This window comes from Fusobacterium sp. SYSU M8D902 (assembly GCF_040199715.1).
GTDB lineage: Bacteria > Fusobacteriota > Fusobacteriia > Fusobacteriales > Fusobacteriaceae > Fusobacterium_A.
This window is the reverse complement of the sequence record NZ_JBEFNA010000004.1, coordinates 1-14,890: the sequence shown is the minus strand read 5'-3', so window position 1 is coordinate 14,890 and position 14,890 is coordinate 1. Positions and strand designations below refer to the sequence as shown.

Genomic DNA, 14,890 nt, shown 5'->3' with positions numbered 1-14,890 from the left:
GAGGAGATTATGGAAAAGCTGTTTCTTTATGATATGGATAGGGTATTATTGATATTTCTACTGTTAGCAGATCTAGAGAGAGATGATATAACCTATGTTACCTATGAGGGGAAGGAGAGTATATTAGAGGGGTTACCAGGAAGAAAGATAGTCTTAGAGAACTCTAAGATGTATGGTAAGAATCAGATACTCAATAGAATAAAGATGTCAAAATATATAAAAGAGTTGAGAAGTGAGTTAGCACCAGTTCTAAAGAGGATAGAGAGTGGGGAAGCTAAGCTCTATGGAATGGATAATCTAGCTCTTGGGAAGAGAGTGTTCTACAAGGAGAGAATAAATGTTATAGAGGAGGGAACTCTAAACTATATGCCTTACAAGGCAGATCCAAGCAGTATTAAGGAGTTAGTACAAAAGGGGATAGCACTTCTTTTTGGTTTGAGTGAGAGAAAAAAGGTGATGGGCTATGGAGATAGTGTGGATAAGATATATCTAACTGATAGTCTATGTGAGAGAGTACCAGAGGGATTGGAGAAAAAAGCAGAGATCATCAATCTTCAAGAGCTATGGGAGAGAAAGAGTGAGCAGGAGAAGAGGGTTATAAAAAGAGCTTTTAACTTCAATGATGAGATCTTGGAGAAGATAAGTGGAGAGAGTGTAATGCTATTTACACAGCCTATGTCAGAAGATGGAATACTATCAGAGGAGAGAAAGATAGAGCTATATACTAAGGTGATAGAGAGATACCCTAACAAGTCCGTTATAATCAAGGCACATCCGAGAGAGAAAACAGATTACTCCAAGCATTTTCCCAATTGCTATGTGATGAGGGAGAAATACCCAGTTGAACTGTTGTCAGTTATGGGGATAAAGCTAGAGAGAGTGGTGACTCTTTTCTCCACAGCTGTATTTGGATTTGATAAGGATATAGCTATAGATTTTTATGGAACAGAGGTAGATAATAAACTCTTTGAAAGATTTGGAAGTTGTGATAATATAATGGTAAGAAATAGTTATCTATAGGAGAGAGTATGAGTGGTGGAGGAAAAATAACAAAGAATATAGCTTGGCTTATGTTTGATCAGGTATTTATACTTGTGCTACAGTTTGCTGTAGGTATAAAGATAGCCAACTACTATGGGGCAGAACTATATGGAAAGTATAACTATGCAGTGTCATTGGTTGCCTTTTCAGCAATATTTTTTGAACTCTTAAACAGTAGGGTAATAAAGAAGTATTACACAGATGATAATTTTAACAATGTAGTTCACAATGTATGTTTTTTTAGAAATACAATGGCAGGGATAATATTTTTTATTCCAATAGTTATAAAATTCACTGTGGGAATGGACAATCTCATCTTCTATATGTTGATGTTGATGTGTCTAGATAATATATTGGTAACAGCTACCTATGGGGTGGAGAACTTCTTTGAATTTAAGCTAGAATCTAGAAGGATAGTTATATCCAACAATATAGTGAAGGTGATATCCTATACACTACAGTATTTAGCTATGATATTTCATCTGGGTATAGTTGTATTACCAGCTATAAGGTGTATAGGAAACCTTATCAGAATGGGAATATTGAAGTACCAATATAGACAAGCCTACCTTATAAAGTTAAAAAACTTGGAGAAGAGGGTGGATAGAGATCTAATCCTAAGGATAGTAGATGAGGGAAAATTTTTATGGATAAGCTATATATCTTTTTTAATATATACCCAAGTTGACAGACTTATGATAAAATACTATATGGGAGTGGCAGATGTTGGGATATACACCATAGGGTTTCAGCTCTCAGCAATCTTGGCTATTCTATTGGGACCAGTTGAGAACTCACTGTTTCCTAAGATGATGGAGCTATACAGAAAGGATTATAAAGAGTACTATAATTTTTATCTCTTTTCAAATACATTAATAACTCAGTTCTACTTTGTAGTGACTCTACTATCAATAGTAGTTGTAAAATATACTTTTAAATATGTATATGCACAGGAATATTTACCAGCTATAGGTGTTTACACTATCTTGGCAGCCTCTATATTTATAAAGGCAAATGCCTCACTACAGACTGGACATATGACAATTAAAAAGATTACTAAGAAAAGTTTTTATAAGACTTTGATAAGTCTTGTTGTAAATATAATTTTAAATGCTCTATTGATTCCAAAATACGGTATAAATGGGGCAGCAATAGCAACTTTAATCACACAGTTTATAGCTCTATTTGCAATTGATTTTTTCATTGCAGAGTATAGAGAACAGGCGTTGGTTCAGTTGAAATCACTTAATAGTTTTTATCTTTTAAAGGAGCTAATAAAAAAATATAGGAGCAGAAAGGAGAGCCAAAATGTATAACGGAAAAAGAATATTAGGGATAATACCTGCTAGAGGTGGAAGTAAGGGGATACCTTCAAAAAATATAATTGAGATCTATGGAAAACCTCTAATTCAATACTCAATTGAGTGTGCAAACTCTTCAAAATACCTAGATAGAACTGTTATTTCAACAGATGATCTAGAGATAAAAGCTGTAGCTGAAAAATTTGGTGGAGATGTACCATTTTTAAGACCAGCAGAGTTGGCTCAAGATACATCTAAGACAATAGATGCTGTAATCCATGCTATTAACTGGTTGAAGGAGAGAGGAGAGGAGTATGACTATCTTGTACTACTTCAAAATACTGTTCCTTTGAGAAAGGGTTGGCATATTGATGAGGCAATAGAGAAGCTATTTGCAACAGATGAGAAGAGCTTGGTAAGTGTAACTGAGGTAGATGAGAATCCAGTACTTATGAGAACGATAAATGAAGATGGAACAGTAAAAAATCTATTATCACTAAATAGTACAATGAGAAGACAGGATTTTCCTAAATTCTATAGAGTAAATGGAGCTATATATATTCAGGAATTAAATGAGAACTTTGGATTGGAAACAAGTCTTAATGATGGTAGATTAGCTTATGAGATGAGTGAAAAATACTCTGTGGATATAGATACGTACTTGGATATAAAGAAGATCGAATACTATCTAGATCAAGAGCTTAATAATAAATAAAATAAAAAGATAAATATGGAGGGATTAAAAAGTGTGTGTTGAAAAAATCAGAAAGATATGTGTAGGAGCATTTATAGTTGTAGGATTAGCTTGTATATTTGTGGAGAGATCAAATGCACCAAAGGAGTATACAGCTGTTGCTGATGGATTCAATGGAGATATGAAGGTGACAATAGTAGCTAAGAAAAACTCTAGAGGAGAGGTTAGAATAACAGATATAAAATATAACCATGAAGATACTGCAGCAATAGCAGATCCAGCTATTGATCAGCTTATAACTAAATTGAAAGAGACTCAAGATATATCGAAGGTGGATACAGTTGCAGGTGCAACTTATAGCTCTGAAGGATTTATTGAGGGTTGCAAAGCTTGTATTTCACAGGTGGAGTAATATGTTTAATATATTGTATGTAATTCTAATAGGATTAGGTTTTCCTATTATGAGATTTATGAGTGTAAGATTTGAAACTGTAAATAATAATGCTGTTAGATTTTTGGCTGGGGGTATATTCTTTATCCTAATATGCTGTTTTAAATATCGTAATGAACTGTTAAAGATTAGAAATAAGCCAATATTAATTTTAAAACTTTTGGTATTGAGTTTTTTTATGACAGGAAATATGTATTTTTTTATAAACGGAATAAAAGAAACTTCAGCTTTAGCAGGGAGTATATTTGGAGTTTTAGGAATGCCAGTAGCTATAATTATGGCTTCTATATTTTTTAAAGATGAAAGGGATAGAGTCAAGCAGAGAAATTTTTATTTGGGAAGTATTTTAACAATTTTAGGTTCATTGATTTTTGTTTTTTATGCTCAAAGAGGTGGAGGAAATGGCAATTTTTTAATAGGATCACTATTTCTAGGAATTGCTATATTTATACAATCTATACAAAATTTAATAGTAAAACATATAGCAAAAGAGTTACATCCAATAGTTATAAGTGCTTTTATAGCTACTTTTTCAGGAATCAATTACTTTATCTTGGCATTTAAAACAGGAAAGATAAGTGAGTTGTTAGAAGTAGATAAAATCTTGATAATAGGTTTGATTTTAGCAGGAATATATGGATTGGTAACAGGGATGTTGATGGCATTTCAGATTATGCAGAAACAAGGTGTTTCAGTATTCAATGTGCTTCAGCTTTCAATACCATTAGCAACCAGTGTAATTGGTTATTTGACTTTGGGAGAAAAGATCAATTTTCATCAAGGGATAGGAGCTGCTATCATCCTATTAGGATGTATTTTTGCTCTAAAAAAACATACTAAAGTGTAAAGAGAGGTTTGTGTATGAAATTAGGTCTAGTATTAGAAGGTGGGGGAATGAGAGGTATCTATACAGTTGGAGTATTAGCTGCCTTTAGAAAATACAATTTTATGCCAGATTATATTGTAGGTGTATCTGCTGGAGCTTCCCATGCAGCTTCCTATATCTCAAAGCAGGATGGAAGAGCACTTAGAACAAATATAAACTACTTAAATGATAAGAGATATTTGAGCCTAGAGAACTATATAAAGACAGGTTCACTCTTTGGAATGGATTTTCTATATAACGAGATTCCACAAAAGCTAGATCCATTTGATTATACAAGCTTTTTTGCCAATCCTTGTGAGTTTAAGATCGGTGTTACCAATGCCGAAACTGGAAGGGCTGAATTTTATGATAAAGAGTGTATACATGATGGATCAATAGTTTTGAGAGCCTCGTCATCTATACCATTAGTAGCCAATCCAGTGAAGTATAGAGGGAATATCTACTTTGATGGTGGAACAGCAGCTCCAATACCTGTTTCACAGGCTTTGAAAGATGGCTGTGACAAGCTAATAGTAGTTTTAACTAGAGATAGAGATTTTATAAAGCCGAAGTTGAGATGTTTTCCACTCATAGCTTGGAAGATGAGAGAGTACCCAGCTATGGTAGAGCTACTTAAAAGACACCATGAGGTGTATAGAGAAAATCAAGAGGAGATAAGGAGATTGGAAGCTGAGGGAAAAGCTTATGTAATAGCTCCAAGTGCACCTCTACAGATAGATAGGTTTGAGAAAAATAGAGATAAACTATTGAAAGTCTATAATCTAGGTTTTGCTGACGGAGAAGAGTTTATAAAAAAATTTTAGAGAATAAATAAAGAGAATACTCCAAATTTTATATGATTTGTATTTACAAATTATATAAAAGAATATATAATTTAAAGAAAGGAGTTGAATTAATATGGCTCAAGTAAGTATTAATTTTAGAGTTGAAAATGACTTAAAAGAAGAGTTTAGTAAATTATGTGAAGAGATGGGACTTTCTGTAACTTCAGCATTTACAACCTTTATGAAAATGACTATAAAAGAGCAAGGTATACCATTTGAAATAAAAGTTAATAAAAAAATATCAAAAGATGATGTGAAAAAAGCTTTTGAATATTTAGAAAATGTTGATCCTTGCAGTGAAGAGGAAAGCAAAGAAATTCTAGAAATGTTGAATGATTTATCAGAGGAAGATAAAAAAATTTCAAGTAGAAATGTGATTGAACTATGATTTTAGAATTTTTATATTCAAAAAAAGCTGATAAATTTTTTAATAAGCATATTGGAGTAAAAAAAGATTTTGAAAATACTATAATTAAATTTTTTCGAGGAGATAGAAATATAGATATAAAACCTCTTCAGGGATTTAAAAATTCTATTTATAGAATGAGGTTAGGAAGTTATAGAATAATTTTTACAAGAAAAGACGAAGAAATTATTATAATTTATACAATTGATGCAGGAAATAGAGGAGATATCTATAATAATTTAAAAGATATAAAAAAGATTATTAAGTAAAAAATTCATATTTAAAACTAATTGTCAATTTGATGATTAGTTTTTATTTTTGTCAAAATAAATGTAAAAAAAACTTAAATATATTTTAAAATAATGGTATAATTATATATATAAAAGTCAAAATAAATGTAAAAAAAACTAAAAAAGAAGGAGGGAGTATGAATAGAATAATAAATACTAGAGAACTAGATAATAATAATTCTAAGTATGCTATTTTTAAATCTTTAGAAAGAATGGTAAAAAAAGGAGAACTAAAAAGAGCAGAAAAAGGTTTATACTATATTCCGAAGAACTCTATTTTTGGTGAACTTTCTCTCTCCATAAAAGAATTTATACAAAAATATTTATATATTGGAGATAGAAGAATAGGATACATTACAGGAGTTAATCTTTTTAATAAGTATGGACTTACTACACAACTTTCTAACAGTATAGAGATAGCTACAAATACAAGAAAAAATCCTAGAGAATTTGATGGAATAAAAATAAAATTTATTCAAAATAAAGCTCCAATAACAGAAAAAAATATTAAATATCTTGAAATTTTAGATATATTAAAGAATTTAAAAAAGATTCCAGATTCTAATATAGCAGAGAGTTATATGTTGGTAAAGAAAGTAATATTAAGTTTAGCTTATGAAGAGATAATGACCTTATTAGAAATAGCAGAAAAATACTATACAGTAGTTGTGTTGGCTTTACTTGGAAGTATGGTAGAGGAAAAGAATATTTTGAAAGTAGGAGAATTGAAGAAAAGCTTGAATAAAACTACTATTTTTAAATTAAATTTGGATTTAAAAAATGGAAAAGAGTGGAGGATAGAATAATAAATAAAAAAGGGATTATACAAATTAATTATTAATTTATATAGCCCCTTTTTTTATGTTTCAAGCACTGTATTAATCTAAAATATCATTTAACTTAAATCTATTATTTTACAGCAATAACTTCTATTTCAACTTTGACATCTTTTGGGAGTCTTGCTACTTCAACACATGCTCGTGCAGGTTTAACTTCTCCAAGGTATTCGTTATATACTTCGTTGATAGCAGTAAAATCATTCATATTTTTAATAAATACACTTGCTTTTACTACATCACTCATTGAATAACCAGCAGATTCAATTATAGCCTTTATATTTTCTAAAGATTGTTTAGTTTGTTCTTTTACATCTTCGGAAATTAAAGTCATAGTTTCAGGAACAAAAGGAATTTGTCCAGAAACAAATAGCATTCCATTGATTTCAATAGCTTGAGAATAAGGTCCTAAAGCAGCAGGTGCCTTATCAGTATGTATTATTTTTTTCATATTATTTATTCTCTCCTTTTATATTTTCATTATATATTGTTTCTATAAGTTCTAAAGCTCCTGTAACATTAGCTAATTGAGTTGCAATATCCATTCTCATAAAACCATCTGCAGTTTTTCCAAAGAGACTACCTCTAGTAAGTACTAATCCATATTTTTTAAATAATTTATCTAATTCATCACTTGTCAAATTCCAATCTAAAAAGTCTAACCATAATAGATATGTTGAATTAGGTTTAACTAATTTAACTTTTATATTTTTTTCTTTAAAGAAATTAGTAGCATACTCTATATTTTTAGCAATGTATTTTCTCATCTCAATAACATAATCATCACAATGATTATAAGCAGCTTCAGCAGCAACTAATCCCATATCAATTACATCTAATCTAAGATTTTGATATGCAATTTTAAATTGAGTACGAATGAAATTATTTGGAATTACTATAAAGGCAGTATAAAAGCCATGAATATTGAAAGTTTTTCCTGTTCCAGTTAACATAATAGAGTTTTGTTTAATCTTATCATTTAATGATAAAACAGATGTATGTTTATGATTATTAAAATAGAAATCAGAATGGATTTCATCACTTAAAAGGATAATATTATTTTCACAACATATTTTTCCAATTTTTTCTAATTCTTCTTTTGTATAAACTTTACCAGTAGGATTTGCTGGATTACATATTACCATCATTTTAACTCTTGGATTTTTTGCAAATTCTTCAAGCTCTTCAAAGTTGATTTCATATTCTCCTTTTTCTCTGTTGTATATCATAGTATTATCAATAACTTTTCTACCGTAATTTTCAGCAGTATCTTTAAAGTAGTTAAATACAGGTGTTTGAATTATAATTGCATCACCAGCATGAGTGTATGCATCTAGCATAACTCTTAGACCAACCATACTTCCTATACAGTTGCAAATAGAGTCTTTATCAATAGTTACATCATACTGTCTTTTCCAATAATTAGCTAAAGCTAAAAATACATTATCACAATCACAAATATATGTTAATGCTCCTTCATCAATTTTAGCATGTAGTGCTTTAGCAACAGGCTCAGGAATTCTGAAATCAGTATCAGCACAACCCATTGCAAATTTTGCATTTTTACCTTCAGCATCCCATTTCCAACAATTTGTATTTCTTCTATTAAAAGGTTTATCAAAGTTATACATAAATTATTCCTCCTTATTTTATTTTAAACTCTTTTTTTAAATCCTATTCCAAATACAGCTAAAATTATAGCCATTACTGCATTTCCCCAACAGAAGAAGTTAAATGGTAGAGAGCTCATTGTTGCTACTCCAGTAATTGAAGCAAGATATATAGCTGTATCAACCCATGGAACACATGTTACAAATTGAGAACTTGCTGGCATACAACTAGCAATTAAATCTTTATCATCCATACCTTCTTTATGAAATTTTTCTTTAAATAGATCACTTGCTATAAGAACTGCTAAATAAGAGCTTGTAGTTAGAGCAACTACTAACCCAGAAACAAGTATTGATGAAAATACTAAACCAACTCTACTTGTTACTTTTGAGAAAATAGCTTCTGCAACAACATCAACAGCTTTTATTTTTGTCATTAAAGCTCCATAACAAGTAGCTATAATTGCTAAAATAGCAGAACTAATCATTCCTAATATTCCACCACGATTTACAAGATTTAGAAAAATACTACTATAATTTTCAGCACCTAATCCAGTTATTTTTTCTATGTTGAACCCTGAATACCAAAAGTCAAGTCCTGTTGCTAAAGAATAACCATTGAATATCTTTCCAAAAATAATTGCTATTAAAGAAGAAACAATAAGAGTAAAAATAATTGGTTTTTTTCTAAAAGTTAAAAAGAAAACTAAGATCATTGGTAAAATAACAAGCGGATTTGTATTAAAAACACTTGAAATTTCAGCTCTAATAGCAGTACTTGTAGCTAAATCAGCTTGTCCAGCTCCACCAATAAAACCTAATATTGTATAAACAACAATTGAAAAAATTACAACTGGAATAGAGTAGAATGACATTCTTTTTATCATAGTCATTACATCAGTATTAGCTAGGTTAGCAGCAACATTAGTTGTATCACTCATTGGAGATAATATTTGACCTACATGTGCTCCAGAAATAACTGCTCCAGCTACCATAGGTAATGATACTCCCATACTTGAAGCAATAGAAACCATAACAATACCTATAGTTCCGGCAGTTCCCCAAGAAGTACCTATAATCATAGCTACTAATCCAGTTATGACAAAAGATAAAACTATCATAAAATTAGGATTAATAACCTCAACTAAATAATATATTAATGTAGGAATAGTACCAGAATACATCATAGATGCTATAAATATACCTATTGAAAAGATTATTAAGATAACTTCCATTAAATTTCCTAATCTTTCAAGAATTGCTTCCATTAAATTGTTCCAAGTGTAACCACATTTATTTCCAATTATCATACACCAACTTGTTGCAATTACTAGCATTGGAACACTACTAGTATTTGTTTTTACAGAAAAGATTATTAATCCAATTAGTAAAATTACAGTTGAAAAAGCTTCAAATACATTTGGTTTTCTTATTGTTTTTTCCATTTTCCCTCCAAAATTATTTTATTAACAATAGTAAAAATATAATAGATTATTCAATAGATTACAAAAAATATTGAGTAATCAAAACTGTAGATAAAAATACAATGTTATTTTAAATCATTTAAATTACCAACCTCCTAGTTTAAAAAATAATTTATTTGTTTGTTTTTATAGCAAATTGTTATTATATTTTAATAATAACATAATTTCAAAATAAATGCTAGTATTTTTTTTATTAAATAAAAAATATTTTATTCAATATATAAAATTTTATCTGATAAATTTTTTTTTATTATTCTTGCATATTTTTTTAAATTTATATATAATTATTCTTAGGAAGAAAGGAGGTTTACTATGTCTACATATTTACAATTAACACAAATAGATAAATTAATATTAGAGTCGTATTCTAGATTAGTAAATGATTTAGGAATGTATTTGGGGGAGGGGTATGAAATTATTTTGCATAGTTTAGAAAACTTAGATAGTTCTGTAGTTAAAATATACAATGGACATTATTCTAATAGAAAATCAGGAGCTCCTATAACTAACTTTGCTTTATCTATGCTATCAAAAATACAAGATTTAGATCAAATAAAATCAATTACTTATTTTAATAAATCAAAAACAGGAGCAAAACTCCGATCATGTACTATTCCAATATTAGGAGAAAATTCTAGAATAATAGCTCTTTTATGTATAAATTATTATACTGATATTACATTAGATGCTTTGATAAAAAAATTTACATGTATTGAAGACACTGAGAATGTTATTCCAGAAGTTCAAGAAAATTTTACGGAAAGTATAGATGATTTACTTTATGATACTTTAAATGAAATAAGAAAAGAGGTTTTTGCGAATAAAGAGATTTTAACTTCTAATAAAAATAAATATATTATATATAAATTATATGAAAATGGAATTTTTAATTTAAAAGATTCAGTAATAAAGGTTGCAGAACAGTTAAATATTTCTAAAAATACAGTGTATTTGCATATCAGAAATTTTGAGAAAAATGGAAAATAAAAAATTATGTTAAAAAGGTATATTAAACTAAAATAAAGATAAAAAGTTTAATATACCTAAGTTTTTTATTTATTCATTTTTTAGTTTAAAGGTAAAATTTGAATCTCTACTCTTCTATTTTCAGCTCTTCCAGCAGCAGTGCTGTTAGTAGCTCTAGGATTATTTATACCATGTCCTACAGATGTGATTCTATATGCAGCTACACCTTGAGAGATGAAGTAGTTTTTAACACTAGCAGCTCTTCTTTGAGATAGATCAAGGTTGTAACTAGGAGATCCTGTGTTATCTGTATATCCATTAACTATAACTCTAGTTTCAGGGTATTGAACTAGTACAGATGCAATAGAGCTAAGTGGACTGTAGAAGTTTGAAGCTATATTAGCACTGTTAGTAGCAAATGTTACCCCACCTGGTAGATAAAGGTTAAGATTTTCTCCCTCTCTATTAACTTCAACTTCAGTATTTTTAAGTTTTTCTCTAAGTTCTTTCTCTTGGTGATCTCTGTATGCTCCCCAACCAAGTCCAGCAAGAGCACCAATTCCAGCACCTATAAGAGTTCCTTTTGTGTCTTTACCAATAAGCTGTCCTATAAGAGCTCCAGCAGCAGCTCCTCCAGCTGTTCCAGAAGTTTTTTTATTGACTGATCCAGTTTCATCCATATATGGAGAAGATGTACATCCAACCATAGTAAGTCCTAAAAGTAGTGTTGAAACAATTTTTTTAGTATTTTTCATAAAAATTACCTCCCTTTTGTAAAAAAATTTCTTAATATATTATATAACAAAAAAGCAAAAAATGTAAAAATAAGTTAAAAAAATAAAAAGCACTATAAAGAAAGTCAATAAAAACAAGGGTTAATTTAATGTTCAAAAAAAAATAAAAATTTTTTAAAAAAAGTGTTGACACTTTTTATTATAAGTGATATAATTATTCTTGTCTTGAGAGAAAGGCGTCGGAATATAGCGCAGTCCGGTAGCGCATCTGCCTTGGGAGCAGGGGGCCGCAAGTTCGAATCTTGCTATTCCGACCATTAAATCTGCGGGAATAGCTCAGTTGGTAGAGCGTCAGCCTTCCAAGCTGAATGTCGCGAGTTCGACCCTCGTTTCCCGCTCCAATTAATGTGTCTGTAGCTCAGCTGGATAGAGCAACGCCCTTCTAAGGCGTGGGTCAGGAGTTCGAATCTCTTCAGACACGCCACTTATATAACAGGCAAAAAGATTCATATGGTGATCGTAGTTCAGTTGGTAGAGCGCCAGTTTGTGGCACTGGTTGTCGCGAGTTCGAGCCTCGTCGATCACCCCATTAAAACTTAATAAGATGCGTCATTAGCTCAGCTGGTAGAGCACACGACTTTTAATCGTGTTGCCACAGGTTCAAATCCTGTATGACGCACCATTCGTGCGAGGATGGCGGAATTGGCAGACGCGCTAGACTTAGGATCTAGTGTCCCAGACGTGAGAGTTCAAGTCTCTCTCTTCGCACCAATTAGTTAGTAAGAGATTCTAGTGAATCTCTTTTTTTTATTTTATTCTAAGTATAAGAGGAAAAGTATGAGAAATATAAAGATAACATATAGATATGATGGCAGTATGTTTTATGGCTTTCAAAGACAACCAGAGAAGAGAACTGTCCAAGGTGAGATAGAGAAATTACTCAATGTGGTATTGAAAACTAATATAGATATGATCTCTTCTGGGAGAACAGATAGAGGAGTTCACGCTCTTATACAGGTTTCCAATTTTCATACTGACTCTACCATACCTTTAGAGAAATTAAAATATGTATTAAACAGAGGTTTACCTCTAGATATAGAGCTACTGGATATAGAGGAGGTTGAAGAGGAGTTTAACTCTAGATTTGATGCCAAGAGTAGAGGGTATAGATATATTCTATCTTGGGAGAGAGATCCTTTTAAAAGTAGGTATGAGACCTATATAAATAGGGAGATAGATACCAAGAGATTTGCTAGTGTAATGGAACCTCTAATTGGAATACATGATTTTAACAATTTTAGATTGAGTGATTGTGGAAGCAAGACATCAGTGAGAGAGATATACAGTATAGATGTAAAAAAATTGGATAGTTCGAGGATAGCTGTTGATATTTTAGGGAGTTCATTTTTAAAATCACAGATTAGAATAATAATTGGAACTGCTTTAGATGTGTATTTTGGAGTTAGAGATGAGAGTTATCTGAGAGAGATGTTGGAAAATCCTAATAAAAAATTTATAAGGAAGGTGGCAGAGCCAAATGGACTCTATCTTTCTAAGGTGAATTATTGAGGGGTGAAGAGATGAAACTTAAAGAGTTGAAAGATGTAGATCTAGAGATGCTAAATAAGATAGTTGAGATAGAAGAGGAAGCATTTGAAGGGAATGGAAATGTAGATCTTTGGATATTGAAGGCTCTCATAAGGTATGGAAAGGTGTTTATCTGGGAAGAGGCTGGAGAGATTGTCAGTATAGCTGAATATATGCAAGTTATGGACAAGAGAGAGGTATTCCTATATGGACTTTCAACAAGAAAAAAGTATAGACATCAAGGTTGGGCAAAAAAAATAATGCAGGAGAGTGAAAAATATCTTGTGGCAAATGGTTATGAGGAGATCTCATTAACTGTTGATCCTCAAAATGAGATAGCCATAGATATGTATAAAAAGCTTGGTTTTAAGATTGAAGAATACCAAGAAAATGAGTATGGAAAAGGGGTTCATAGATACTTGATGAAAAAAGTCATAATTTAATCTGAAAACACTTGACATTAGTTGTAAAATAGTGTACCATATAAATATAGAATGATTACAAATTTAAAATTCATTTTATTTTTATAGATTGGGGGTGTTAAGATGGAGACTCATATTGAAAATGTAGGAGAATACTTAAAAAATAGTGGAATAAAGCCTTCGTATCAGAGAATAAGAATATTCCAATATTTAGTAGAGAATAGAAATCATCCAACAGTAGATATGATATATAAAGCTCTATGTTCAGAGATTCCTACGTTATCTAAGACCACTGTCTATAATACACTAAATCTTTTTACAGAGAAAAAAATAGTTAATGTAATCGTAATTGAAGAGAATGAGACTAGATATGATAGTATAATGGATGTTCACGGGCATTTTAAATGTGAAAAATGTGGAAAAATATTTGATGTGAACATAGCCAAAGAGTTAATAGAAGAAAAAGAGTTACGAGAGTTCGATATAAAGGAGCAACACTATTATTTTAAAGGAATTTGTAAAGATTGTGCGAATACTAAAATATAGATAGTTTCATTTTTTAGGGAGGTATGCTTTATGACAAAAAATGATTTTATTAAATTTGAGTGTGGAGCTTTAGCTCAATTAGTAGCTTTAGGAAAAGATAGTTGCAATGGACTACCTGCTGGAGTTGAAATAGTACAATTAAAATCTGAAGATGCAACAGTTGAAAAACATGTTCCATTTGTTGAAGAGAAAGATAATGGTTATTTAGTAAAAGTTGGTAAAGAGGCAAAACATCCTATGTTAGATGCTCACTATATAGAGTTTATTGAGATAGAGGTAGATGGAGAGTATCTTTATAGAAAATACTTAAAACCAGGAATGGAACCAGAAGCTTTCTTTGAAGTACCAAAGGGAGAGAAAGTTGTAGCTAGAGAGTATTGTAATATTCATGGTGTATGGACAGATAAAAAATAAAAATTAAAATAAAGAGTAATTTAAGGAGGAAATTTAATATGAAAAAATATGTATGTAAAGTTTGTGGATATGAGTATGATCCTGCTGTAGGAGATGTAGATAATGGAATAGCTCCAGGAACTGCTTGGGAAGATGTACCTGAGGATTGGTTATGCCCACTTTGCAGTGTTGGAAAAGATGAATTCGAAGCAGAGTAAAATGAAAAATGTTTTTTAAAAGAACACGTTTTTGAACGTGTTCTTTTTTTAAAATTTTTTCAAAAAAAACTTGACATTATTTTTAAAATAGTGTATCATATTAGTGTAATAAGAATTACATATGCCTAGATAGCTCAGTTGGCTAGAGCATACGGTTCATACCCGTACGGTCGATGGTTCGAATCCATTTCTAGGCACCAT

Annotated in this window: 19 protein-coding genes and 7 tRNA genes; 22 read left to right on the top strand and 4 right to left on the bottom strand. The window is 30.6% G+C overall.

The features are described from left to right. Window positions 1–9: 9 nt before the first annotated feature. From ABNK64_RS03235 to ABNK64_RS03195, 9 genes are all read left to right on the top strand, one after another. Window positions 10–1,020 (top strand): glycosyltransferase family 52, encoded by a 1,011-nt coding sequence (locus ABNK64_RS03235; RefSeq protein WP_349763446.1) that lies wholly within the window; start codon window positions 10–12, stop codon window positions 1,018–1,020. 8 nt (window positions 1,021–1,028) lie between these two features. Further along, window positions 1,029–2,357, top strand: a complete 1,329-nt coding sequence (locus ABNK64_RS03230) for a flippase (protein ID WP_349763445.1) — start codon at window positions 1,029–1,031, stop codon at window positions 2,355–2,357. Then, complete coding sequence (locus ABNK64_RS03225) at window positions 2,350–3,057, top strand: acylneuraminate cytidylyltransferase family protein (RefSeq protein ID WP_349763444.1); 708 nt, start codon at window positions 2,350–2,352, stop codon at window positions 3,055–3,057. The genes ABNK64_RS03230 and ABNK64_RS03225 overlap by 8 nt, the downstream gene beginning before the upstream one ends. Window positions 3,058–3,088: 31 nt before the next feature. After that, the gene (locus ABNK64_RS03220; RefSeq protein ID WP_349763443.1) at window positions 3,089–3,448 is read left to right on the top strand and encodes an FMN-binding protein; all 360 of its coding nucleotides are present in this window, start codon (window positions 3,089–3,091) and stop codon (window positions 3,446–3,448) included. 1 nt (window position 3,449) lies between these two features. Further along, complete coding sequence (locus tag ABNK64_RS03215; RefSeq protein WP_349763442.1) at window positions 3,450–4,334, top strand: DMT family transporter; 885 nt, start codon at window positions 3,450–3,452, stop codon at window positions 4,332–4,334. A 14-nt stretch (window positions 4,335–4,348) separates the two neighbouring features. Next, window positions 4,349–5,176, top strand: coding sequence for a patatin-like phospholipase family protein (locus ABNK64_RS03210; RefSeq protein ID WP_349763441.1), 828 nt, complete (start codon window positions 4,349–4,351; stop codon window positions 5,174–5,176). A gap of 94 nt (window positions 5,177–5,270) precedes the next feature. Further along, a complete protein-coding gene (locus ABNK64_RS03205; protein ID WP_349763440.1) occupies window positions 5,271–5,585 on the top strand; it encodes a type II toxin-antitoxin system RelB/DinJ family antitoxin in 315 nt (104 codons plus the stop codon). Beyond that, on the top strand, window positions 5,582–5,872 hold the full coding sequence (locus tag ABNK64_RS03200) for a type II toxin-antitoxin system RelE family toxin (RefSeq protein WP_349763439.1): 291 nt from the start codon (window positions 5,582–5,584) through the stop codon (window positions 5,870–5,872). The genes ABNK64_RS03205 and ABNK64_RS03200 overlap by 4 nt, the downstream gene beginning before the upstream one ends. 158 nt (window positions 5,873–6,030) lie before the next feature. Further along, the gene (locus ABNK64_RS03195) at window positions 6,031–6,699 is read left to right on the top strand and encodes a type IV toxin-antitoxin system AbiEi family antitoxin domain-containing protein (protein WP_349763438.1); all 669 of its coding nucleotides are present in this window, start codon (window positions 6,031–6,033) and stop codon (window positions 6,697–6,699) included. 103 nt (window positions 6,700–6,802) lie between these two features. Here the strand turns inward: ABNK64_RS03195 and ABNK64_RS03190 are convergent, their stop codons facing one another. From ABNK64_RS03190 to ABNK64_RS03180, 3 genes are read right to left on the bottom strand one after another with little or no spacing between them, the layout of a single operon-like run. Beyond that, the gene (locus tag ABNK64_RS03190) at window positions 6,803–7,180 is read right to left on the bottom strand and encodes a RidA family protein (RefSeq protein ID WP_349763437.1); all 378 of its coding nucleotides are present in this window, start codon (window positions 7,178–7,180) and stop codon (window positions 6,803–6,805) included. Between the two features lies 1 nt (window position 7,181). Further along, a complete protein-coding gene (locus ABNK64_RS03185) occupies window positions 7,182–8,360 on the bottom strand; it encodes a MalY/PatB family protein (RefSeq protein ID WP_349763436.1) in 1,179 nt (392 codons plus the stop codon). Between the two features lie 23 nt (window positions 8,361–8,383). Further along, window positions 8,384–9,784: a Na+/H+ antiporter NhaC family protein gene (locus tag ABNK64_RS03180; RefSeq protein WP_349763435.1), complete on the bottom strand. Its 1,401-nt coding sequence runs from the start codon at window positions 9,782–9,784 to the stop codon at window positions 8,384–8,386. A 351-nt stretch (window positions 9,785–10,135) separates the two neighbouring features. Between ABNK64_RS03180 and ABNK64_RS03175 the strand changes: the two genes are divergently transcribed. Further along, entirely contained in the window at window positions 10,136–10,810 is a 675-nt protein-coding gene (locus ABNK64_RS03175; protein WP_349763434.1) for a helix-turn-helix transcriptional regulator, read from the top strand. A gap of 80 nt (window positions 10,811–10,890) precedes the next feature. Here the strand turns inward: ABNK64_RS03175 and ABNK64_RS03170 are convergent, their stop codons facing one another. After that, window positions 10,891–11,544, bottom strand: a complete 654-nt coding sequence (locus ABNK64_RS03170) for a YiaD family glycine zipper/OmpA-like lipoprotein (protein WP_291255078.1) — start codon at window positions 11,542–11,544, stop codon at window positions 10,891–10,893. Window positions 11,545–11,763: 219 nt separating this feature from the next. Here ABNK64_RS03170 and ABNK64_RS03165 point away from each other — a divergent pair. The 12 genes from ABNK64_RS03165 to ABNK64_RS03110 all read left to right on the top strand — a co-directional run bounded on the left by ABNK64_RS03165 (window position 11,764) and on the right by ABNK64_RS03110 (window position 14,889). After that, window positions 11,764–11,840: transfer RNA gene (locus ABNK64_RS03165), tRNA-Pro, on the top strand. A gap of 8 nt (window positions 11,841–11,848) precedes the next feature. After that, window positions 11,849–11,924 (top strand) — tRNA-Gly (locus ABNK64_RS03160). Between the two features lie 6 nt (window positions 11,925–11,930). Next, window positions 11,931–12,007: transfer RNA gene (locus tag ABNK64_RS03155), tRNA-Arg, on the top strand. 29 nt (window positions 12,008–12,036) lie between these two features. Then, window positions 12,037–12,112, top strand: a tRNA-His gene (locus tag ABNK64_RS03150). A 17-nt stretch (window positions 12,113–12,129) separates the two neighbouring features. Then, window positions 12,130–12,205, top strand: a tRNA-Lys gene (locus tag ABNK64_RS03145). 5 nt (window positions 12,206–12,210) lie between these two features. Next, a tRNA-Leu gene (locus ABNK64_RS03140) sits at window positions 12,211–12,294 on the top strand. A 66-nt stretch (window positions 12,295–12,360) separates the two neighbouring features. Further along, entirely contained in the window at window positions 12,361–13,092 is a 732-nt protein-coding gene (gene truA, locus ABNK64_RS03135; RefSeq protein ID WP_349763433.1) for a tRNA pseudouridine(38-40) synthase TruA, read from the top strand. A gap of 11 nt (window positions 13,093–13,103) precedes the next feature. Beyond that, entirely contained in the window at window positions 13,104–13,553 is a 450-nt protein-coding gene (locus ABNK64_RS03130) for a GNAT family N-acetyltransferase (RefSeq protein ID WP_291255076.1), read from the top strand. 102 nt (window positions 13,554–13,655) lie between these two features. Then, a complete protein-coding gene (locus ABNK64_RS03125) occupies window positions 13,656–14,078 on the top strand; it encodes a Fur family transcriptional regulator (RefSeq protein WP_349763432.1) in 423 nt (140 codons plus the stop codon). A 30-nt stretch (window positions 14,079–14,108) separates the two neighbouring features. Next, window positions 14,109–14,492, top strand: coding sequence for a desulfoferrodoxin family protein (locus ABNK64_RS03120; protein WP_349763431.1), 384 nt, complete (start codon window positions 14,109–14,111; stop codon window positions 14,490–14,492). A 38-nt stretch (window positions 14,493–14,530) separates the two neighbouring features. After that, window positions 14,531–14,689, top strand: coding sequence for a rubredoxin (gene rd / locus ABNK64_RS03115; RefSeq protein ID WP_291255073.1), 159 nt, complete (start codon window positions 14,531–14,533; stop codon window positions 14,687–14,689). A gap of 123 nt (window positions 14,690–14,812) precedes the next feature. Further along, a tRNA-Met gene (locus tag ABNK64_RS03110) sits at window positions 14,813–14,889 on the top strand. Window position 14,890 lies beyond the last annotated feature (1 nt).

Bases quoted from the DNA above. Each gene is read 5' to 3' on its own strand.
- ABNK64_RS03235 (WP_349763446.1), top strand. From the start codon at position 10: ATGGAAAAGCTGTTTCTTTATGATATGGATAGGGTATTATTGATATTT.
- ABNK64_RS03230 (WP_349763445.1), top strand. From the start codon at position 1,029: ATGAGTGGTGGAGGAAAAATAACAAAGAATATAGCTTGGCTTATGTTT.
- ABNK64_RS03225 (WP_349763444.1), top strand. From the start codon at position 2,350: ATGTATAACGGAAAAAGAATATTAGGGATAATACCTGCTAGAGGTGGA.
- ABNK64_RS03215 (WP_349763442.1), top strand. From the start codon at position 3,450: ATGTTTAATATATTGTATGTAATTCTAATAGGATTAGGTTTTCCTATT.
- ABNK64_RS03210 (WP_349763441.1), top strand. From the start codon at position 4,349: ATGAAATTAGGTCTAGTATTAGAAGGTGGGGGAATGAGAGGTATCTAT.
- ABNK64_RS03205 (WP_349763440.1), top strand. From the start codon at position 5,271: ATGGCTCAAGTAAGTATTAATTTTAGAGTTGAAAATGACTTAAAAGAA.
- ABNK64_RS03200 (WP_349763439.1), top strand. From the start codon at position 5,582: ATGATTTTAGAATTTTTATATTCAAAAAAAGCTGATAAATTTTTTAAT.
- ABNK64_RS03195 (WP_349763438.1), top strand. From the start codon at position 6,031: ATGAATAGAATAATAAATACTAGAGAACTAGATAATAATAATTCTAAG.
- ABNK64_RS03190 (WP_349763437.1), bottom strand. From the start codon at position 7,180: ATGAAAAAAATAATACATACTGATAAGGCACCTGCTGCTTTAGGACCT.
- ABNK64_RS03185 (WP_349763436.1), bottom strand. From the start codon at position 8,360: ATGTATAACTTTGATAAACCTTTTAATAGAAGAAATACAAATTGTTGG.
- ABNK64_RS03180 (WP_349763435.1), bottom strand. From the start codon at position 9,784: ATGGAAAAAACAATAAGAAAACCAAATGTATTTGAAGCTTTTTCAACT.
- ABNK64_RS03175 (WP_349763434.1), top strand. From the start codon at position 10,136: ATGTCTACATATTTACAATTAACACAAATAGATAAATTAATATTAGAG.
- ABNK64_RS03170 (WP_291255078.1), bottom strand. From the start codon at position 11,544: ATGAAAAATACTAAAAAAATTGTTTCAACACTACTTTTAGGACTTACT.
- truA (WP_349763433.1), top strand. From the start codon at position 12,361: ATGAGAAATATAAAGATAACATATAGATATGATGGCAGTATGTTTTAT.
- ABNK64_RS03130 (WP_291255076.1), top strand. From the start codon at position 13,104: ATGAAACTTAAAGAGTTGAAAGATGTAGATCTAGAGATGCTAAATAAG.
- ABNK64_RS03125 (WP_349763432.1), top strand. From the start codon at position 13,656: ATGGAGACTCATATTGAAAATGTAGGAGAATACTTAAAAAATAGTGGA.
- ABNK64_RS03120 (WP_349763431.1), top strand. From the start codon at position 14,109: ATGACAAAAAATGATTTTATTAAATTTGAGTGTGGAGCTTTAGCTCAA.
- rd (WP_291255073.1), top strand. From the start codon at position 14,531: ATGAAAAAATATGTATGTAAAGTTTGTGGATATGAGTATGATCCTGCT.